Annotated in this window: 12 protein-coding genes; 1 reads left to right on the top strand and 11 read right to left on the bottom strand. The window is 36.2% G+C overall.

Annotated elements, in window-relative coordinates:
* From BWZ20_RS07930 to BWZ20_RS07980, 11 genes are all read right to left on the bottom strand, one after another.
* The gene (locus BWZ20_RS07930) at window positions 1-1,071 is read right to left on the bottom strand and encodes an SGNH/GDSL hydrolase family protein (RefSeq protein WP_076618669.1); all 1,071 of its coding nucleotides are present in this window, start codon (window positions 1,069-1,071) and stop codon (window positions 1-3) included.
* A gap of 1 nt (window position 1,072) precedes the next feature.
* Entirely contained in the window at window positions 1,073-2,518 is a 1,446-nt protein-coding gene (locus BWZ20_RS07935; protein ID WP_083677184.1) for a sulfatase, read from the bottom strand.
* A gap of 1 nt (window position 2,519) precedes the next feature.
* A complete protein-coding gene (locus BWZ20_RS07940; protein WP_076618677.1) occupies window positions 2,520-3,938 on the bottom strand; it encodes a sulfatase in 1,419 nt (472 codons plus the stop codon).
* Window positions 3,931-5,730, bottom strand: coding sequence for an alpha-L-fucosidase (locus tag BWZ20_RS07945; RefSeq protein ID WP_076618680.1), 1,800 nt, complete (start codon window positions 5,728-5,730; stop codon window positions 3,931-3,933). The genes BWZ20_RS07940 and BWZ20_RS07945 overlap by 8 nt, the downstream gene beginning before the upstream one ends.
* A gap of 22 nt (window positions 5,731-5,752) precedes the next feature.
* Complete coding sequence (locus tag BWZ20_RS07950) at window positions 5,753-7,201, bottom strand: sulfatase (RefSeq protein WP_076618682.1); 1,449 nt, start codon at window positions 7,199-7,201, stop codon at window positions 5,753-5,755.
* A gap of 115 nt (window positions 7,202-7,316) precedes the next feature.
* The gene (locus BWZ20_RS07955; RefSeq protein WP_083677186.1) at window positions 7,317-8,915 is read right to left on the bottom strand and encodes a sulfatase; all 1,599 of its coding nucleotides are present in this window, start codon (window positions 8,913-8,915) and stop codon (window positions 7,317-7,319) included.
* Between the two features lie 4 nt (window positions 8,916-8,919).
* Window positions 8,920-10,560 carry a sulfatase gene (locus BWZ20_RS07960; protein WP_083677187.1) on the bottom strand — a complete coding sequence of 547 codons (1,641 nt, stop codon included), beginning with the start codon at window positions 10,558-10,560 and terminating at the stop codon, window positions 8,920-8,922.
* 1 nt (window position 10,561) lies between these two features.
* Window positions 10,562-12,943, bottom strand: a complete 2,382-nt coding sequence (locus BWZ20_RS07965) for a glycoside hydrolase family 3 N-terminal domain-containing protein (RefSeq protein ID WP_076618685.1) — start codon at window positions 12,941-12,943, stop codon at window positions 10,562-10,564.
* A 16-nt stretch (window positions 12,944-12,959) separates the two neighbouring features.
* A complete protein-coding gene (locus BWZ20_RS07970; protein WP_198034944.1) occupies window positions 12,960-14,480 on the bottom strand; it encodes a RagB/SusD family nutrient uptake outer membrane protein in 1,521 nt (506 codons plus the stop codon).
* A 10-nt stretch (window positions 14,481-14,490) separates the two neighbouring features.
* A complete protein-coding gene (locus BWZ20_RS07975) occupies window positions 14,491-17,655 on the bottom strand; it encodes a SusC/RagA family TonB-linked outer membrane protein (RefSeq protein ID WP_076618691.1) in 3,165 nt (1,054 codons plus the stop codon).
* 144 nt (window positions 17,656-17,799) lie between these two features.
* Window positions 17,800-21,705, bottom strand: coding sequence for an ATP-binding protein (locus tag BWZ20_RS07980; protein ID WP_157358358.1), 3,906 nt, complete (start codon window positions 21,703-21,705; stop codon window positions 17,800-17,802).
* Between the two features lie 64 nt (window positions 21,706-21,769).
* On the opposite strand from BWZ20_RS07980, the gene BWZ20_RS07985 reads away from it, so the two are divergent.
* Window positions 21,770-22,888, top strand: a complete 1,119-nt coding sequence (locus tag BWZ20_RS07985) for a formylglycine-generating enzyme family protein (RefSeq protein WP_076618696.1) — start codon at window positions 21,770-21,772, stop codon at window positions 22,886-22,888.
* Window positions 22,889-23,046 lie beyond the last annotated feature (158 nt).

Consider the following 23,046-nt stretch of genomic DNA (forward strand, 5'->3'; position numbering starts at 1 on the left):
TTATTCTATAATTTTTGATAATTCCTCTGCAAACGATTTTGCGCCTGCGACACTTAAGTGCACATTATCCTTTAGATCTTCTATCGTCGTCAATTTATCGCCTTCAATTATGTAGATATTGTCGTCACCCTTTTGCTGTCTTTCTTTTATAATCTCTGTTATTGCTGCTATAAAGAGCTCTATTGGTAAATTTGTTTTTTTAGATGTTTTCCATTTTGTCGCCAAGGATACGATACAATAGATTTTGGTCTCCTTATGGGTCTCCCTTATGATGTTCAAGATGTTCTCATAGCGTTTTTTTAATGCTTCAACACCAACGCCTTCTCCATTAAAATCGTTGGTACCAATGAGAACAGTCATCATATCGATGTGCTTAAAATCATCGCGAATCATTTCTGCCATAACTTCCGATGTTTTTGAACCTCCTACAGCAGTATTAAATAACTCATAATTCAACTTTTTTGCTAAAATAAAAGGGAATGTTTCCTGAGTGGTTTGTTGCCCAGTACCATGTGAAATAGAATCGCCAAAAGCAACATAGGTCTTTCTAGTTTCCCTTTTTAAAGGTTCTAAATTATGGTTCTCTTCGAGCTCTAAACCTAGAAAATGTACATCGGTTTTTAATGGAAATGTTATAGAATACGTGACATGTTTACCTGATTTTTTAGAACTTATATCTATAGTAACTATGTTATTTGGAATGTACTTAAATTGTTTGTTTTTATCAAACACATCATCCTGAAACACACCAAAAACAGGTGCTTTATCCAAACCTTCAATAATCTTAAATCTTACTTTTACCGTTGGGCTTTTCGTTTTAAAGTTTAATGTTATCCCAGAACATGTCCTTGCCTTTAGGGGATTAAATAAATTTTCTTTTGTTGTATTCTCATATACTTTTTGATTATGTCTATGCGCAACTAATTCATTATCCTCAATTGATACATAATTACTCCCTTCAACAATAATATTTTTATCATTACAAGGAACATTGTAATAGTCTTGGGCAGCTACATTAATAGTAATCAGCAAAACAAATGATATTATTAAATTAGTCACTATATTGTTCATCTTAAAATTTATCTTTCCAATTATTAAGTTCTTTCAGTAATTGCTGAACTAATTCTGGGTTTTTACCAGAAATATCATCCAATTCTGAGGGGTCTTTTCGTAAATCATAAAGTTCTGTCCTACCTTCTTGGTACCAATTGATAAGTTTATAATTACCTTTTCTAATAGCAGATGACCTGGTGTCTCCAGTATTTACAGGTCTTGCTTTAGATGAATGCCAAAACACGGTTCTACCTGTCCATTTTTCTTTGTTTTGAAGAATTGGCAAAAAGCTTTTTCCGTTGGTTTGTAAATCCATTTTAGCTGTAATATCTAAAACCGTTGGAAACACATCCATCAACATTACCAATGATTCATCATCAGTTTTTGGTTGAAATTTTCCGTTCCATTTTACCATTAACGGCACTTTTATACCACCATCATACAACCAACCCTTTCCGGCACGTAGCGGATAGTTTGATGTTGCTAACTGTCGTTGTTTTGTACCATCGTTTGATAATCCTCCATGGTCTGATGAAAACACGATAATCGTGTTATCATCAATATTCAAGTCCTTGAGCAGTTGTAATAGCTTTCCAACATTTTCATCCATCGTTTCTACCATTGCTGCATACTTAGGATGGTCTTGACGCATTTTAGTACGACCTGTTCCTTCCTTTATATATTCTGGTTGATTTCCGAAGTCAAAATTTTTGATTTCGGTTTTGTTTCGAGCAATATCTTTTTCTTTAGCCTCCAAAGGTTGATGCACTGCATAAAAGGAAAACATCGCCATAAACGGTTTGTTTTTGTCTGCGTTTCTAATGTATTTAGCGACATTATCAGTCATCACGTCCATTAAATAATCACCTTCTTTACTTACTGAATCAACATCTGGAATTGGTTTTTTCTTGGTCTTCCCATTTCGCTTCAGTTCATTAAAAGGATATAGAAAACTAATTGGCGAACCTGCATGCCCAGCAGCAAAACTGTAGTCGTAACCAAAATCTTTTAAACTTTGTTCATCTCCTAAATGCCATTTCCCAAAGTAAGCGGTTTGGTAACCTAAAGCTTTAATATTCTTAATAAAGTTTTTTTGATCAGGAACATTATTCATTTCAAAACCATCATCTGGCACATCCCCATTTTGCACTGGGTAATTGCCTGTCATCATCGCATATCGTGATGGTACACAGCGCGGATAATTGGCATACGCATTATTAAACACAACCGATTGTTTTGCCAACGCATCAATATTTGGTGTTTGATAAATCTGGCTACCATTCATACTTAAATCGTGAAAACCTAAATCGTCTACATAAATAATGAGAATATTAGGTTTTGCCTCATTTGAATCTGAAACCGAAGCTGAATATGATTGTTGTGTCGCTTGTTTTGGTTTACAACCAAAGATTAAGCTACAAAGCACTAATGCGATTATTGGATATGATTTTAAGATCTTGTGCATATTATTGTTTGATATAGTCTGGATTTAGTTGTGGTTTTTCGTAGCCAGTTTCTGTTTTCCACTGTTGCAATCTTGCTTTTAATTTATCTATTTCGGCAGGATAGTTGTTTGACACCTCTTTAGTTTCATAAGGGTCGTTGTTCAAATTATACAAAGTAAAGTTGTTTGTTTCCACATCTTCTGTCATTTTAAAACCATCCATTTGTATCACATTCACCCAACTTGAAGCAAACTCCTGTCTTTTTTCGTTCCAACGTGCATAGTTGGTGTATTGCCAAACCAATGCATCGCGTTTAGTTTCCGAAGTTATTCCTAATAAAACAGGTGAAATGTCTTCACCATCCAAAACATAGTCTTTTGGTTTTGAGGTATTCGTCAATCCTAAAAGTGTTGGATAAATATCAACATGAATTATAGGTTCATTAGACCTTGAGCCAGCCTTAATCTTATTTTTCCATTTGAAAATATATGGTACTCGAATGCCTCCTTCTAAAGTTTGACCTTTTACACCTTTGTATGGTTGATTGAAGATATTACTTTCGGTTTTGTAGTGACCGTTATCGCTTGTAAACACAATAATAGTATCGTCTTCCAACCCTAAATCGTTTAAAGTTTTTAATAATTGACCAACACTTTCATCAAGACTTTTAATCATGGCTAAAACCTTAATTTCGTCTTTACCGACTATGGAATTATTTTTTAATTTATTTTTGAAATATGCCAAATATTCTGCTTTGGGCTCTAAAGGTTTATGTACTAAATAATAAGGTACATAAGCGAAGAAAGGTTTGTTTTCTGAAGACGCTTTTTTTATAAAATTGATGGTTTTATCAGTAATCACATCTGCGGAATATTGTGTGTTATCCAAATCTTCTTGTTGTGGTGAGGTTTTGAAATTATAGTGTCCCGTAATTTCATAACCTTCATCAAATCCTTGATTTTGGATTTGTAAATCGTTTTTTCCTAAATGCCATTTCCCATATGCTGAAGTTGTATAATTGCTGGTTTTTAAAGCTTCGGCAATGGTGATTTTATCTAAATTTAATCCTGCACCAGAACCCTTAACTCTATTGATTTCTGGTGGTAAAAAGCGCATCGCTTCCAATGTTTTTTTATCGGTTTTGTAACGATCTGCCACACGATACACTTTATGTCTTGGCACATATTGTCCTGATAAAATAGACGCTCGCGATGGTGCGCAAGTAGGATCGTTAGAATAACCATTAGTAAAATGCATACCTTCAAAAAACAGTTTATCTATATTTGGCGATTCTACCAAAGCATTACCGTTAGAATTTAAGGCATTGATACCTAAATCGTCTGCCAAAATAAAAACGATATTGGGTTTTTTAGTCAGTTCTTGTCCTTTTACAAGAAAAGAAGTCGCTAGATATGCTATGAGTATTATTGTCTTATTCATACACATTAAAAGCTGTAATTTGAATCACTCTCGTCTTTTTTGTGGGTTTTAATCGGATACCATAAATAGCATCGCCATTAAGTTTAATTCTTAAACCTTCACCAATGGTTTTACCTTTATAAATGGTATTCCAAATACCACTTTTATCTTTAGCTTCAATGAAAAACTCGCGTACACAATGCGAACGCATATTCTCACTTAATAATATGGTTTTTATGTTTTTAGCAGATTTGAAACCTAAAGTTAAACTTGGATTTTTATCTTCTTTTGAAGGTTCCCACCAAGATTTTAAGTGAATGCCTTCACTAAATACATTACCTTTTGTATTATAGATAAATTCTGGTTTGTTTTTCGCTTTTGCGAAAGTCGAAGCGCTGACATCAAACTCTTTTTTGGTTACCGGAATAGCTTTCCATGTTTCAATACTTTCAAAATTCGATGGGTTTTCAGCTAAAGTCAGTTCTACGATGTTATCAAGATTTTTGTGGAAATCCTCTTTATTAAAATGAAGCAATAACTTTCCATTTTTTATTTCATGATTTTTGAATCCAGCCGTGATACCTTCCGAAGATAAGATTTCCATAGGAAGCATCGGTAATTCAATGGTTGCACCTGTATTAGTTGCCAATTGTTGTAATACGTGGATATAAAGTTTGTTAACAACTTGTGTTGAGGCACCATAATCGCCACCAATATAAATTCCACGACGCGTATTTTTTATGGTGTTTCCGTATTGTTTTATCCATTCACCTACTTTTAAAGCTTCTTCAGCTTCTTTTTCAACGAATTCGCCTTTACCATTTGGACCTAAATTCAACAGTAAATTACCACCATTTCCTGCCACTTGAATAAGCATACTTAAAACCGTTTCATAAGGTTTTATTGGTCCCTTTGGACTGTACAACCATTTGTCGGTCATGGTCAAACAGGCTTCCCAATAGCGATGATGATTCACTGGGCCGAGACTTTGCTCTGGTGTATCGTAATCACCTCTATCCTCTAATGGCCAACCAAATCCTGTTCTAGCATTGCTTAAAATTCCTGGTTGCCATTTTTTCATATCTTTTAAAATATGATAGGAATCCCATTGCCAGTATTTGGTTGCTAAATGATCCCAAAACACACCATCAATTCTACCATATTCAGTAAACAATTGCTCAATGTGTTCCTTCATATATGGTAGATAATTTTCATAATGGTTCTCACGAAGATTATCTGGATGCGTCCAATCGGGTTGTGAATAATACCAAAACAATTTAACACCAGCATTGTGTGCAGCATCTGCCAACTCCTTACAAATATCACGACCAAAAGGTGTATTCATAATGTCATAATCAGTGTTTTTTGCATTGAAAAATGCAAATCCGTCATGATGTTTTGCGGTAAACACAATATATTCTGCACCCCAATCTTTAACTTGTTGCATCCATTTGTCTGCATCAAAATTTTTGGGGTTGAATTTTTTGTAGAGATTATCATAAACTTCAGTATCCACACCTTTGGTTGAAGGTTTTCCAGCACCAGGACGTTCGCCATGTCTTCCCCAACTTAATACATTAGTTTTTAATAAAGTTGGTCCCCAATGTACAAAGATGCCAAGCTTTGCATCTTTGAACCATTTCATATCGGATTCGGTGGCGTATAACTCTGTTTGTTGTTCTGCGGTAACATACATGGTAGCATCCTTTGCAGGAAACTGCCATTGGTCTTTGTAATTTGATTTCTTGTTTTGAGCACAAGCACATATGGTTACAAAAACCCACAAGATTGTAATTTTTAATTGTTTTAGCATTAAACTAAATTCTCCTCTTTATTTAGTTCTTCTTTTTATTCTTTCCTTGACCCTTATTGCCCCTTTTGTTTTTCTTACCAACATTCAAACGCTCTGGCACGAGGTATTCCTTTTTCCAATCTTTTAACAACTCTAGCATTTGTTCTACTTTTACTGGTTCTTTTTCGGCTAGGTTATTTTCTTCTGAAATGTCTTCCTTTAGATTATAAAGTTCGAGGGATTTAGTTTCTAGATATTGAACCAATTTATAATCGCCAGAACGGACTACAGCCATTTTACTGTCTCCAGTACTGTGAGGTCTTGCTTTTTTTGAAATCCAAAATACGGTTCTGTCTTTCCAGTTGTCTTTTTCTTTTAAAACTGATGCATAGCTTTGTCCGTCAACACCTTCAACCTTTTTATTTACAGCCAACTCTAGTAATGTTGGAAATACATCCATCCCTAAAACGATAGAATCATCATCTACACGAGGTTTTAAGTGATTGTCCCATTTTACAAATAATGGTACACGAATACCCCCTTCGTACAACCAACCTTTTCCTGCACGAAGTGGAATGTTAGTTGTAGCTAAATGACGCTCACCTTTGTGACCATCGTTTGACAGACCTCCATGATCTGAAGAAAATACAATAATGGTATTTTGATCGATTCCTAAATCTTTAAGCGTGTACAATAATTTACCAACATTCTCATCGACATTCTCAACCATTCCTGCGTAAGCTGCATCATCTTGACGCATTTTACGACGTCCTTCACCTTCATTGATATACTCTGGTGTGTCTCCAAAATCTATAGATTTTAGCTGCTCCTTGTTACGAGCTTCATCTTCTGGTTTTGCTTCAATTGGTGTATGTACCGAATAATATGCCAAAACAGCTAAAAACGGTTGCTCTTTTGGGTTGTTTTTAATAAACTCTATGGTGGCAGAGGTCATCATATCGCTAATGTAATCCCCTTCTTTACCATCTTCCACTACATCTGGCACATCATATTTCGCTGGCTTACCATTTTTTTGGATATTAAAAGGATAAAAACGTGAGCCAACACCACCAGCTTCACCTGCAGCATAAGTATGTTCGAACCCGAAATTTTTTGGTGTACTCAGCCCTTTACCTAAATGCCATTTTCCAACATAAGAGGTATTGTAACCTGCATTTTTAAATTGTTTGATAAAGTTTTTGTCTTCAGGAATGGCTCCTAGGTTGCCTTTATTTTCATTGACTGGATAAGTACCAGTAATCATTCCGTAACGCGAAGGTGTACAGCGTGGATAACTACTATAAGCATTGGTGAAGTTAACCGATTTGTTTGCCAACGCATCAATATTTGGCGTGTTGTACAACTCCGACCCTGTGATGCTTAAATCATGATAACCTAAATCATCGGTATGGATGATTAAGATGTTTGGTTTGTCTTGTCCAAAAACTCCCATTGTCAGACAAAATGCTAATAAAAACGTTATTTTTTTCATGTGTTAATAATTGTTGTTGTCTATAATTTCATGTCATTAGACATGTATTTTTTGGTTTAGTTTAATTCAGAAATTATGCCAAAAAAAGCGATAATAGAATATCGCTTTAAAAGTGTTACTGCGTTAAATGCGATTTGAGTTTTGCTTTCAAATCTTTTACCAAATCCTTATAATTTGAATCCTTAATTAAATTTCTTGTTTCTAAAGGATCTTTTTCATAATCGTACAGCTCCCTACCTACAATATTATCCTCTTTGTAAGGCATGTAACTCCTGTAATTGCTATCGTGCCATTCCGTATATCGATAACGTACGGTTCTTATACCATATCCCATTCGCGGACCTCTTCTATATTGGTGATAAGCATAATCCATACGAACTGTCGTTGAAGAATCACTATCTAATAGTGGCACTAATGACTTGCCATCGGTTTGTGAGCTTTGTGGCACATTAGCCAATTCAAAAACTGTAGGAAATAAATCCACAAGGTTTACTGGATGATGTGATTTTTGATTTTTCTCCACACCAGGGCCAGCAAACATAAAAGGAATACGTGTGGCTTGCTCAAAGTTTGAATGTTTGCACCACTCGGTATGATCTCCTAAATGAAAACCATGATCTCCCCAAAGTACAATTACTGTATCGTCTAAAATCTTACGCTTTTCTAATTCATCTAATAGCTTACCTATTTGTGCATCTATATAAGAAACACATGCCATATATCCGTGGATCAACTCACGTTGCTTAGCTTCTGGTAAAACATCTCCCTGACGTAATTTATTATCTATATCTGAAAAGGCACGTAATTCTCCAAAAGAATGAAAGGCAAATTTTGGTGTGCCTTTTGATAATTCTTGGAATTCAGCCAATTCAATTTCATTTCTATCGTACAGATCCCAGTATTTTTTCGGCGCTACAAATGGTAAATGTGGCTTTTGATATCCAACGCCCAAAAACCAAGGTTTTCCTGTTTTTTCTAAATTTTCAAGTTGTTTTAAAGCTGTTTGAGTATATAATCCATCTTGATAAGCTGTATCGCTAACATCTGCACTTTCGGTTGAAGGTTTTAAACGCTTAAACACATAGGTTCTGATTTTCCCATTCTTAGTGATGCCTTTCTCTCTTGCCTCAGTTTCTAGTGCAGCCATTTGACGCTTTGTCTCAGGAGCTTGATAATAAGAAAACGCAGCTTCACCAGCGACTGGATCAAAATTATCTGGTAATTGATGTGGCATAGACCAACTCTTACCATCATGTCCAGGTGCCGATGAGCCTTTATGATATATCTTGCCTACGGCTGTAGTTGCGTAACCTTGTGTAATGAGATACTCTGGCATTGATATTAAATCTGAAGATTCTCTAAAATCGGTATGTAAATCCCAAACTTTTGTTCTATCTGGGTTAGCTCCTGTCATGACACTGGCACGTGAAGGACCACACACTGCATATTGAACGTGAGCATTGGTAAATGTCATTCCCATTTTCGCCAAACGGTCAAAATTAGGTGTGTGCATTTGTGTTTCACCATAATTTGATAATAATGGCTTTAAATCATCTACTGCTATGAAAAGAATGTTTTTCTTTTCACCATTCGGAATGGTTTCCGTTGTATTTGAAGTAGCTGAGTTGACATTTCTAGTAGTTGATCTCTGGGCATTGCATGCCATTAAAAATATAACAATTACTATTGATGCTATGGATAGTATTTTTTTCATATTGTTAATCAGATTTACCTGTTAGGACATCTTGTACAGAAGTTTCGTCATCTTTTTTGTCAACTATCGAGCCAAAATCAGTGTCGGTAATTTTCCTGAAATCTGCCAAGGATTTATCATTGCCAGATTCTTTCATTAATTCCTTTAGTTTTGACTTTAATTGTGAAAGCACGATTGCGTACTGTGGGTCATTGATAACATTATTCATTTGGTTAGGATCTTTCTCTAGATCATATAATTCCCAAACATCAATATTGTAATAGAAATGTGCCAAAGTATATTTCTGGGTTCTAATACCATAATGTGGCTGTACATGATGCCAATACGGGAATTCGTAATAATGGTAATACATGGCCTGCTCCCAATCTTTAGGTGTTTGCCCTTCTAAGATTGATTTAAAACTCTCACCTTGCATTTTTTGATCTGTATCAATATTGGCCAAATCCAATAGGGTTGGTGCAAAGTCAATATTTGTAATGATATCATCGTTAACGCTTTCCGCTTTAACCACTTTAGGATACCTTACCATAAACGGCATACGTATAGATTCTTCATAGATAAACCTTTTATCAAAGAATCCGTGATCTCCCAAATAAAATCCCTGATCTGATGTTAATACAATAATAGTATTGTCTGTTAAATTATTTTCATCCAAATATTTCAAAACACGACCAATATTATCGTCAACAGATTTCACACAAGCTAAATAATCCTTGATATATGTTTGGTATCTCCACTTTCTACCTTCTTCTGCGTTTAAGCCTTCTGGTTGCACTACTTCTCCTGGTTTTGCGCCATAAAATGCCCACTTAATTTTTTCTTTCCCTTTTAGGTTGGCTGGTTCTTCAAATTTCATATCTCTTCGAGAGAAATATTCCATTGTCATCTCAGTATTGCCCGCAGTTAGCTCTCTGCCTTTATAATTGTCATTAAATGTTGATGGGTATGGCATTTCAATATTTTCCCAAAGTTGTTCGTACTTCTTATCAGGTTGCCATGGTCTGTGTGGTGCTTTAAACTGCAGAACCATTAAAAATGGATCGTCTTGTTTGCGCTCATTTTGCAACCAATCCATCGCAAAATCAGTACTCAAATTGGTTGAATAGCCTTTTACCTTTGTGTCCTTTCCATTAATGTTGTAAACCGGGTTCCAATAATGACCTTGTTGACCTGCAGAATTATGGTATTTAAAGACATCAAATCCTTGAGGTTCGGAACCTAAATGCCATTTTCCGAAAAGGGAGGTTTGATAACCATTTTTTTGAAATTCTTGAGGGAATGTCCATTGAGTTTCATCAAATTTCCCTCCACTTTCATTTTTGTAGTAGCCATTAAGATTACTATAGTTACCTGTTAAAATGGCCGCACGTGAAGGTCCACAAATAGCATTGGTGCATAAAACATCTTGAAAGAGCATGCCTTCTTTGGCTATCCTATCAATATTTGGTGTTGGTGCTAAATCACTATATATACCACCATAAGCACTTATTGCCTGTGTGGTTAAATCATCTGCCATAATGTAGATGATGTTTGGTTTTTGCACCTCTACTTGCTCTACAGTATTATAAGCTTGTTCCTTATTGGTTTCTTTACATGCAACTAAAAGGAATGTGCAAGCAAAACCTAATTTTAATGTCTTTAACATATTATTTTACTTTTTCAATGGTAAAACCATCGTTGACAGAAATGGTTGTTATCTTTAAATCTTTATCGGCAGAGGAATTCCCTGTCATAATGGTAAAATCCCCAGGTTCTACTACAAAGTTGAAATCCTTATCATACATGGCTAAACTTTCTGCGGTAATTGGAATACTCACTGTTTTAGATTCTCCTGCTTTTACAAATACACGTTTATAACCCTTTAGCTCCTTAACTGGTCTGGTGTAAGAACTTCGGTTATCTCTTATGTACATCTGTACTACTTCCTCTCCATCAACCTCACTTGTGTTTTTAACAATTACAGATACCGTAATCGTATCATCTTTTCCATCAAATTCTGTTTTGGAAACGCTTGGTTCAGAAAATTTAAATTTTGAATAACTTAAACCATAACCAAAAGGATGTAATGGTACTTTCTTTTCGGTATTATACTTATGAATGTAAGCGGTCGGTTTATGGTTATATATCATTTGTAACTGACCAACACTTCTTGGTACAGTTAATGGTAACTTACCGCTTGGATTAACTTCTCCCAGCAAGATTTCAGCAACGGCTTGTCCGCCAAATGCACCTGGTTCCCAAGCATTGACAACCGCTTTGGCACGTTGCTCTAGCCAAGGTTCGGCAATAGGACTACCACTTACGTAAACGACTATTACAGGTTTATTAAGCTCAAATAGTTTGTTGGCCAATTTCATTTGATTGCCTGATAGTTTTAATGTAGCTCTATCGATATTTTCGCCTGTGGTTTTATTTTTCCAATCGTGACGGTATGAGTTTTCTCCTAGAACCAAAACGATTATATCTGAACCTGTGGCTTTTTGTTTTGCTACAGCTATATTTTCATCAGTTATCCATTTTGAACGTTGCCCACAATCATAGTATTCCGTCGCGTAACCATATTTTTCAGCCATATTATCCAAACCTTCTTTTATGGTTACATAGTTATCTTCTGGTTGTGGTGAAGACCAATCGCCAAGGGTTGTCATATTGTCTGCATTTGGACCAGTAATGAAAATTTTCTTTCCTGACACATTTTTAAGCGGAAGGAAACCATTGTTCTTTTGTAGTACAACACCCTTTCTAGCTTGTTCTAAGGCTGTTTGCTGGTGTTCTATAGTGAAAATTTCGGATTTTACACTCTCTAAATCAATGAATGGATTTTCAAAAAGTCCTAATCTAAATTTAGCTTCTAAAATCTTGTAAACAGCATCATTTACCCGATCTTCACTTAACTTACCTTCATTTACCAATTCTACTACGTAATCCTGAAAATATGGTCCATGCATATTCATGTCCATTCCAGCACCTATTGAGAATTGTACAGATTCCTTAAAGTCTCTAGCAACATGATGCCATTTTGCGATACGCGAAATATCATTCCAGTCACTCACATAAAATCCTTTAAAGCCCCAACGGTTACGCATTAAATCGGTCATCATGAACTCGTCCATATGTCCAGGCATACCATTTACTTCATTATGAGCAGCCATAATAGAAAACACATTTGCTTCTTGAACCGCTCTACGATAAGGTGGTAAGAACATTTCAAAAAGTGTTCTTTTTGACACATCAGTCGGTGAAGCATTTAGTCCATTAACTGATTGACTACCTGCAATTAAATGCTTTGCACAAGCTATAACTTTATCTTCTCCTGTAAAATCGTTGCCTTGAAGCCCTTTGATAGCGGCAACACCCATATTACCAACAAGGAAGGGGTCTTCTCCATAGGTTTCGCCTGTTCTCCCCCAACGCGGATCTCTTAATACATCAATATTTGGTGTAAATGTCCATTGGGTTCCTGTAGCCCTCATTTCTTTGGCAGTTTGCTGACTTGCTTTTACCATTAAAGAATCATCAAATGTTGCTGCCTGTGTAATTGGTGTAGGATATACTGTTGCTCCACCTTTGTAGTAGGCATTACCATGAATAGCATCTATACCAATAAGTAATGGGATTTTTAAAGGTGATTGTTGTGCCATTTCTTGAAGTTCATTAGCTTCTTCAGCGGTTAGTACATGCAGAAATGAACCTATTTTACCTTCTCTTGTCAATTTTGCGATATCTGTGGTTTTAAAACCAGGATAGAAACCTTGTGCATCGTTGACGTCTAAATCTTCTTCTGATAAATCCCCAAGTGCCTTGCGCATGTGCTCCAAGCCAACGTACTGGCTCATCTGTGCTGCTTTATCCTCAAGGGTCATCCGAGACATTAGGTCTTCTATTCTATCTTCTAACGAGGATGAAGCATCTAAATAAAGTGGATTTTCCTCGTTTGAGGTATTCTTTTTTTGTTTGTCATTGCACGACAGCATAACCGTCACTGCGATAATTGTAATAGACAAATATTTAAATAGGTTCTTGATCATTGCTTGCTTAAAAAAATTAGTAGCCCGGATTTTGATCTGCTTGAGATATCTCGGTGTTATTTGATAGTTCTGTTGAAGGTATTGGCAACAACATGTTCTTTACCGATACAGGATAAATGTAATCCTTGTTGCCAAGGTTAGGGAAGTTGTTATGTGTCTCGATAATTTCTTCCAAGAAATATTCGTAACCTCTTCTTCTGGTATCAAACCAGTCGTGGTTTTCACCTAAAAGTTCGTACTGACGCTCTTTCATTATACGCATACGAAACATATCCTGGCTCATACCGCTCCAATCTGCTGGTTCTACTGCTTGCGTACCATCTGCTTGTGTGCGTGCTCTAGCCAATACCTCGTTTACATATTGGTATGCGTCGGCTGGACCGTTAAGCTCGTTTTCAATTTCTGCGAGCATTAACAATAAGTCTGCATATCGTAATTTTAGCATGTTTCGGCTTGTGGTCGTGCCATTGAAATTTGGGTCCAAATATTTGTTTATTGCGGTAAAACCATCATTACCGTTAATTTGGGTTGGGTAAAGATTTACCGTGTTCCCATTTACTTTAACGTAGGAATCATAAGTGAAAGTGGCATCAATCCTTGGGTCTCCTGGATATTGATTGAAGTGTTGGTCGAAGACTTCTTTATTTGGTCTTACTCTTCCGAATGTTGGGTAATCGAAAAGTTGTTTTAAGGTGTAACTTCTGATTACGTCGGAATTTCTGACTGCACCGTTTGACCCATACTGAATTTCGAAAATGGCTTCTGAGGTGTTCTCATTGGTAATATCAAACAAATCTTCAAATACAGGTACCAAACTGTACCGTCCGTATACCTGAATAGCTTCGTCGTAAGCGGCTTGCCACATAGACATATCGTTGTTCTCCCCTGCCAAGGTCATATATACTTTAGCTAAAAACATATTGGCAGCGGTTTTTACTGGGCGGTCTGAAATGTACTCCCCTGGATTTGGAAGCATTTCCTTAGCTTTTTCAAAATCTGAAATCACTAACTCGTAAACCTCTTCTTTTGAGCTTCTAGGTGTATCTAAATCGTTGATGTTGGCCGGTAAGGTTTTGATGGGTACACCACCGAAATAGCGTACCAAATCAAAATAAGTCGCAGCACGAATAAAATAGGCTTGCCCTAATGTAGTCTCACGATTTGCAAGCTGGGAATCTTCCATATTGAAAATAATGGTGTTCGCTACATTAATGGTTGCATACATTTGTGGCCACATACGCGTCAACCAAGTATTGTTTGGCAAGGTATTTAAGCTCGTAGCGTCTTCACTAGCACCTTGATTTGAAAAGAACCTTCCAGAAACAGGGTTGATAAAGGTATGTATTGAAGACCCATGATATCCAGGGTCTGAGTAACTTTGGTAAAGACCGTTTACCGCAGCCTCAACGCCATCTTCGGTCGAAAATACTTGCTCTTCTTCAAAGAACGTCTCGATATCTTCTTCTAAGTAATCGTCACATCCTGTAACTACAAAGAATGAAGTGATTAATCCAATAATTGCTATATATTTTTTCATTTCCATTGATTTAGAATGTTAGATTTAATGCTATAGAGTAGGTTTTCTGGTTAGGAAACGAATTCCAATCTACACCGACTCTTCCTGGGTCGAAGGTAAAACTGGCACCTTCTGGGTCATAGCCGCTGTAATTTGTAAACAATAAGAGATTTTGACCGGATAAGGATATGTAAGCATTATCAAAAATTGATTTTTCTGAAAAAGGAATGTTATAACCTAAGGTGACGTTTGCCAATCTTAAAAAACTTCCATCTTCCACGATTCGGTCTGTAAATCCGGTTTCATCAGCAAGGTCGTAACCGACTCTTGGGAAAGTACCATCTGGATTATCTGGCGTCCAGGCATTAAAGTATGCTTCGCTTCTCACATTAGTAGAAGCATTATCTGCATAAGCCTCGCGCAACAAATTACCATTAGCGATATCATTACCATAAACGCCATTAAACAAGGCGCTTAATGACCAATTTTTGTAGGTAAGGCTAGTACCAAAGCCATAATTAAAATCCGGGTTTGGATTACCGATTATAGTTAAATCGTTATTGTCTATGACACCATCATCATTTTGATCAACCAAATACACATCACCTAATTGCGCTGGTGTACCATTAAAACTTGGTGCATTATCAACATCCTCTTGGTTACTTACTATACCATTAGTGGCATAACCATAAAAGAGTGCTGGTTCTTCTCCTTCAATGAAAATGTTGGCTTCTGTTTTGAAGAAATTTCCACCTGAAATCTGTCTACCTAAATACGCACTGTACGTCTGTGTGCCGAATTGTGCTGGCGGAAATCCTAGGTCACCGACTTCATTTCTGTTAAAGGCAATGTTTCCGTAAACATTCCACTGAAAATCATCATTGCTTACTATATCTGCATTGATAGCAAATTCAATACCTTTATTAATTAGTTCACCTCGATTGACAAAAGTCGCTTCAAAACCATTTGAAGGCGCAATTTGTGCATTCAATAATAAATCGTATATATTTTTGTAGTACACATCAACTGACCCAGTGACTCTATCGTTGGCAAAACCAAAATCCAAACCAGCGTTGTACTGGCTTGTTGTTTCCCATTTTAGAGTGGGATTTCTCAGGTTTTGCGGCACAATAGACGTTAATGGATTACCAGCTTCATCAGAATAAGGTGATTGTGTAAGGTTGAATCTTGTTATGGTACTGTAAGGGTCAATAGCCTGATTACCTGTTAGTCCCCAACCTAACCTCAACTTTGCCTGTGATATAAGTTTAGAATCTTTAAGAAAATTCTCTTCTTTCATTTTCCATGCAAATGCAAATGCCGGAAAATAGCCCCAACGATTATTGCCTCTAAATTTAGAACTACCATCTGCTCTAAAAGTTGCCGTGAACAAATATTTATCGAACATGGTATAATTTATCCTTCCTAAATAAGATAATAAGGACTCTTCTTCGGTGTAATAAAAGACAGGTTGCTGATTTTGCCCGGTTGTTATGCCATTCGCCCTTAAATCTTGCAATGGGAAATCGGTTGCTGATGCTGTTTTAAATGTAGATTGCCTCTGGTCGATAATAAACCCAACTGTTCCATTGATGCGATGGTTACGGTTAAACCTGTGCTTAAACATTAAGGTGTTATCAATATTATATCTAAAACGCTCAAGATTACTTAGACCAGCCTCACCATTTACTAATGCACCTCTACGCAGAGCTGTACCAAACCATATTTGTCTTTCTTTCACTCTGTAATCTGCACCTACAGTTACTCTATAAGTAAAAGCCTTAGACAATTTATAATCTAGTTTTAAGGCACCCAGTAATCTTGATTCTTTGGATTCATCATCATAGTCAGATACCCATGCTCTTGGACCATCTAAACTAATATCAAACTCATCGCCTTCAAAATTATCAACCTGCCCAATTATAGGTGCACCAGAAACTAATTGTCTAATAATACTATTGCTTGTGCCACCCAGATTTTCAGTGCCTTTAGATGCAAAGTTTTGAGTGTGCTGTGCCGCTATCTTAGTACTTAATTCTAGTTTCCCAGATAAATTGGTGTTGAATTTGGCATTGAAGTCCGTACTCTTGGCAATTGCCCTTGGCACAACACCTTCATTCTGTAGAAATCCTCCTGAAATATAATAGTCTGAGTTTTCACTACCGCCTGAAACCGCCAATCTGTACTTATTGGTCACAGCCATTTTGAATATATCTTCACTCCAATCTACTCCCTCTATTCGCTCAATGGTATTGGCATTGTCTAACATAAATTGCTCATCGTTTTGGAAGTTGGCAATACTGCCATCTGGATAAACAAAGTAGCTTGGATTAAATCCTTGATTAGCTCTTACATCATTTTGATAATCGACATAATCCCTTGTGCCTAAAACATCTATTTCATTAGTTACGAAGCCTAACCTCGTCGATGTATTAAATGTAAACTTTGCCTCACCTTTTTGACCTTTTTTTGTGGTAATAATTATAACTCCGTTAGCACCACGAGAACCATAAATAGCTGTAGCTGAAGCGTCTTTGAGTACCTCAATGCTCTCAATATCGCGAGGGCTTAAACCTGTTATACCGCCTTGTGGCGACAGATAGCTGTTACCGCTTGATAGTGGGTCTAGTGTATCCTCCGTAGCGGAATCTACAATGATACCATCAACAACGTAAAGCGGTTGGGTATTACCTGTAAGACTATTTAAACCTCTAATCCTGATGCTATTTGCTGCCCCTGGTTCAAATGCACTTTGTACCAAAACCCCTGCGACTCTACCCTGTAACAGTTGCTCAACATTGTTAGACTGCGCTACCAAATCCTCTTTCTTTTTTACTGAAGAAACCGCACCTGTTAAGTCTTTTTTATTGACCTCACCGTAACCTATGATGACCACTTCATCCAGGGCTTCTTGGTTTTCTTTAAGGACAATGGTTAAATTGGTCTGAGAAGTAACGGTAATCTCTTGGGTTTCGTAACCAAGATAGCTCACGACCAAAACAGCTGGCGTCTCATTCAGAGTTAATGTAAACTCACCATCTATATTGGTAACCCCTCCTTTGATCGTGCCTTTTACGATAACCGAAGCTCCTGGTAGGGGAAATTTAGTTTCGTCCATGACCTTCCCTTTAATTTCGGTCTGCGCAAAAATCACCATTGGAATTATTAAAAGTGCTGTACAAAAAAGTTTTTTCATTGATTGAAATAATTAGTTTCTGCTAAACTACTCCAACAGGTTTATTCTTACGTCTAAAAATATATCACAAATGGTTTATTAATTGTCAGAACCTCAGAAAACAAACCAATAATCAAGCCTTTTTTAATTATTTATAAATTAGAATTATGATTTTTTGAGACTTTCTATAAATGCGCTTGGCGTCATTTTATAAAACTTTTTAAAGGACGTACTGAAGTATTTTGGATTGGAAAATCCGGATTGATAAGCGACTTCTTTTATACTTAAGTCACCTCTTATCAATAAATTTTTAGCATGCTTTAATTTGGTATGAATTATAAAATCTTGAGGTGAAAGATCTACCAGGTTTTTAAGTTTCATATACAAAGATGTCCTGCTCATCCCAAAACTCGCCGACAAATCATGAACCGAAAAATCATTGTTTCCCGCATTGTCAACAATGGTTTGCTCTAATTTTGTAAGAAACTCTTGGTCGTTCTTACTTCTAAAGATTTCTGCGGTATCGGCATCGCTATCGTGAACGTATTTTTTTCTTAACTGTTGTTGCCACTTTAATGTACTTGTGATTCTTGCCAATAAATACTTAATATCAATTGGTTTCTCAAGATATTCTGCAATGCCAGTCTCTATACTTTCGAGCTTTTGTTCTGAATTTTGAAGCACGGTAAGCATAAAGACAGGAATATGGTTTAAACTTATATCGTCTTTTATCTTTTTTGCCATTTCCATACCATCCATTTCTGGCATTATAAGGTCTGTTAGAATAATGTCTGGGAAAATTGTGGAAGTAACCTCTAAACCTTCTAGACCATTCTTTGCCTCATGGATTTGAAAATAGGTACCTAAATTATCTGAAAGTAAGCCTCTTAATTCGTCATTGTCTTCAACAATTAAGATTTTACTGTCGCTGTATTCCGAGAGTTCAGTTTGGTCTTCTAATATTTCAACATATTCTGATTTTATGCTGTCAAGGTTTTTGCTTGTATTATTTCTTTGAAATTCCTCTTTGAAATTCTTAAGCAATAAAGTGAATGTCGTTCCTTTGTTTTCTTCACTTATAAAATTTATTGACCCATCTGTTTTTTCAATCAGCTTTTTAACCATCATGAGACCCAGTCCTGTTCCTGCTCTTTGACTGTTGATGACATTTCTTGCCCTAAAATAGCGTTTAAGAATATGCTTTTGCTGGTCTTTTGGAATACCCAATCCCTCGTCTATAATTTCAATCTTTAAATGGTTATCGACGGTTTTAGATGTATTAATAGTTATGGTTCCGTTTTCGTGAGAGTACTTGATAGCATTTGAGATAAGGTTAAGCATAATCTTATCAAAACTATCCTTATCGAAATATAGGGTTTCATTCCAATCGTTATTAAAAACCACATTAATTTGTCGTTCTTCGGTTAGGGGCTTAAAGTTTTTTATACGTTGATTGATGTGCGCATAAACATCTACCTCTGCAATATCTAATCCTTGATTATCAGCAGAGGTCACTTTTTGAAAATTCAACATTTGCTCAAAAAGCGAATTGATTCGTTTAACAGTTGTTTTAATACGGTTTTTGGAATCCTCACCATCACCAACCTTTTCAGTAACATTATCTAATGATGAAATGAGAATAGTCAGAGGGGTTTTAATTTCGTGTGTTATATTGTTGAAAAAATCGATTTGCTCATCGGCATTTTTCTTTTTAACGATTACACTCGTAAAGTGAATGATGGCATAAATCAGGCCTATTAGCAACAAGAAATACAAAAGATAGGCTTTGTTAGTTGCCCACCAAGGCGAATTTATTTTTATATCTAACTGTCTCACACTACTAGGTACACCATATTTATTAATTGCCTTTGCCTTAAACGTATAATTTCCCGGATTTAAATTGGTGTAGGTGGCAAAATTTTTAGTTGTGGGTTCGTTCCATACCTCATCAAAACCTTCTAATATCCAACTATATTTTACCCTTGAAGGTGTACTATGCAATACACCTGTAAACCCGATTTCTAAAGCATTCTCTTCGTGCGTCAATTCTATTGCTTTTGTCGTGTTGATATGCTTATCAAGAGGTTGATTTCCTGGCTCAATTTTCTTGTTTGCAATCTTAAAAAAGTCGAAAACTAACTTTGGCTGGTAGTTCTCTTTTTTTAATTGAAAGGGATTGAAAAACGTTAAGCCATCAACACCACCAAACACTATTGAACCATCATCAAATTTGTTGAAGCTACCATAGTTGTATTCAGTACTGGCAAGTCCATCTTTTTTATCGTAAACATTTATAAGCGTATCACTTTTGCGGGTTATGATATGTGCCAGACCATTCGTTGTACTGGCCCAAAAGTTATTTGCGCCAATTTGCACGATGCCTTGGACAATATCTGAGGGCATGCCAGAACTAATTTTGAGCTTGTGTATGATTTTATTTTTAGGATTAAAAAAAAGTAAGCCTTCACCATTTGTAGCCAAAATATAGGTATTTTGTTTTGTTGGTAAAACAGCGTTTATGGTTGAATAGGCTAAGTCGCTTTTATCAGGTAATAATTCTTCAATTAAACCGAAGTTGCCTGTGTTGTGATTAACCCTGTAAACGCCTTGTCGTCCCGCAATTAATATGTCACCCGACTCACTTTCTATAATGGACTTAATTTGTTGAATAGGATAAGTGGTTACTTCATTTTTAGTGGAAATTACGCTTAAGTCCTTTTCTATGCCACCAGCCCAAACGTTACCTTTTGAGTCTTTATGAATTGCGTATACTTTTTCAACCAAATTATTAGATAATTTTAAATTGCAATGTATTGGCCTAAGTGTATTGATATTTACTTTAATCAGGCCTTCGTTATAGGTGCCAATCCACATAAAATCACCATCTGGTTCTAATGAAAGCACGATGACATCCTCGTTTGTATTGGATATTGAAAGATTCTTGAGGTGTCGCCATGTATTGCTAGACCTGTTCCAAATGCTTACCCCTTTTTTTGTACCAAACCAAAAGTTTCCGTTGGCGTCTTTAGAAACTGCTCTTGTAAAATTTGTTATAATACTATTTGGGTCATTGATTTTATGTCTAATATTTTGAAAAGGTGCTATATTAGAATTAAAATAATTTAGACCACCACCATAAGTGGCTATCCATAAGATACCCTCTTGGTCTAAATGAATGTCATAAATACCATTGCTCGAAAGCGAATACATCTCATTTGGATTCTCTTTGTAGGTATCTAATTTTTTGAATTTAGAATTCAACTTAAATATACCCTCGCCATCAGTCGCTAATAAATAAGTGCTATCAGTATCCTTTATGATATCTGTAATCGCATCCGATAGATTAAAATCAAAATTTATTCGAGAGACTGTATGCCTAACATCATTGATTTTATATAATTGTCCTGTTTTTGTCGCGATAAAAAGTTGGTTATCTATATTGGTAATGTATCTAATGTTCTTTTTATTTGTATTTAAAGGAATTTCGAGAAGTTTATCATTTTTATGGTCATAGTGGTAAACACCTTTTGGGGTTCCAAAAACAAGCTTGTTTCTAAGGCAATGTAACGCCTGAATATTATGGTTTGAGACTTTTCTTAGAAACCTTTTACTTGCTTCATCATACTTCCAAATTCCATTAAAGCCACCTGCCCATATATTATGATTATCATCTTCAATAATGACTTCGATTAAAGATGGATTTATGGCCTCATCAGTTTCAATGTATTCAAAAATATCTAACGAATCGTTATATAAACTTATACCTTTTTGAGAGCCAATCCATATACGCTGCTCAGTATCTACAAAGACTTCCTTTATGCGGTTGTTCATAATTTCTGGCAGACCGCTGTATGAATTATATATTTTGTAGTTTTTCGAGTTATGCTTTAAAACACCCTCTTCAGTAGCAATCCAAATATTGCCAATGCTGTCTTTATCCACCGCATAAGTAATGCTCGGCGTAGGTACATTGTTACCCCTTAATTGTCTAAACTCAACATTATCTTGAGCCGTGCTAAAGACCCAAAGACAATTAAAGATTACAAAAAGAAAATAGGCTTTCAACTTCAATTTATATATTTGTTATGTTTTGATTCCTAAAAATAGATAAATTCCAATAATAGTATTATAAATTATGAAATTCTCAACGTTTAAGTTTAGTGTTGTGTTGATTTTGGTCCATTTAACCCTTGGTTGTGGCAACGGCAAGAAGAGAAATCCAAATACCGAAGAAAAAAAAGTTGAGACAGAGGGCTACCAACTTTTAGCTGAAAAACCAAATGATTTAGACACACCCGAAGGCATGGTCTGGGTGAAAGGAAAAACATTTCTTCAAGGTGCCAAAGCCAACGACCCTTTTGCAATGATGAGAGAAAAACCTGCTCACAAAGTAACTGTAGATGGCTTTTTTATTGATGCTACTGAAGTTACAAATAAGGCATTTAAGGCGTTTGTGGACGCTACAGATTATATAACCGTTGCAGAAAGACCTATCGATTGGGAAGTGATGAAAAAAGAATTACCCGAAGGCATTAAAAAACCACATGATTCAGTATTGCAGCCAGGAAGTCTCATCTTTAACAAAAATGTAAAAGCTGTGGCCAATATGAGCAATTATGCACAATGGTGGACTTGGAAAGTTGGCGCCAATTGGAAACATCCCGAAGGGCCAGAAAGTACAATAGACGGAAAGGATAATTATCCTGTGGTGCATATCGCTTACGAGGATGCATTAGCCTATTGCAAATGGGCCAATAGAAGACTACCTACTGAAGCCGAATGGGAAGCTGCAGCACAAGGCAATAATTCTAATGACATCTTTACTTGGGGCAATGATTCTGAGGCCTTAACCAAAAATGCAAACACATGGCAAGGTGTTTTCCCTGTGAAAAACGAGAGTGTTGACGGTTTTGAATTGGTCGCACCTGTAAAATCATATCCACCAAACAGTCTTGGTATTTATGATATGCTAGGGAACGTTTGGGAATTGACGAGCGATTTATTCAATGTACATTATTATAGCCAAGCAGATACTACAAAGGCAATTGTTAATCCTAAAGGTGCAGAAACAGCTTACAGTCCCGATAATCCTTATCAACTAGAACATGTTATGAAAGGTGGTTCATTTTTATGCCACGCGTCCTATTGTGCAAGCTATCGGATTTCAGCACGAATGGGAACAAGTGAAGATTCAGGCTCCGACCATGTAGGTTTTAGGACGGTAGCTACAGTAGATATGTTAAAAAAGGAATAGTTAATTCTTTTAAACGATTTATGAAATAAAATAACATTACCGTATTAGCCCGATTCCAAAGGATTACATAATCACGCACCATATTGAACACATTCAAAAGTTCGGTTGTGCAACTCGCACAGCTATAGCTATATCTGTTCTGTTGAAAATGATAGCAT

Source organism: Winogradskyella sp. J14-2, from assembly GCF_001971725.1.
Taxonomy (GTDB): domain Bacteria; phylum Bacteroidota; class Bacteroidia; order Flavobacteriales; family Flavobacteriaceae; genus Winogradskyella.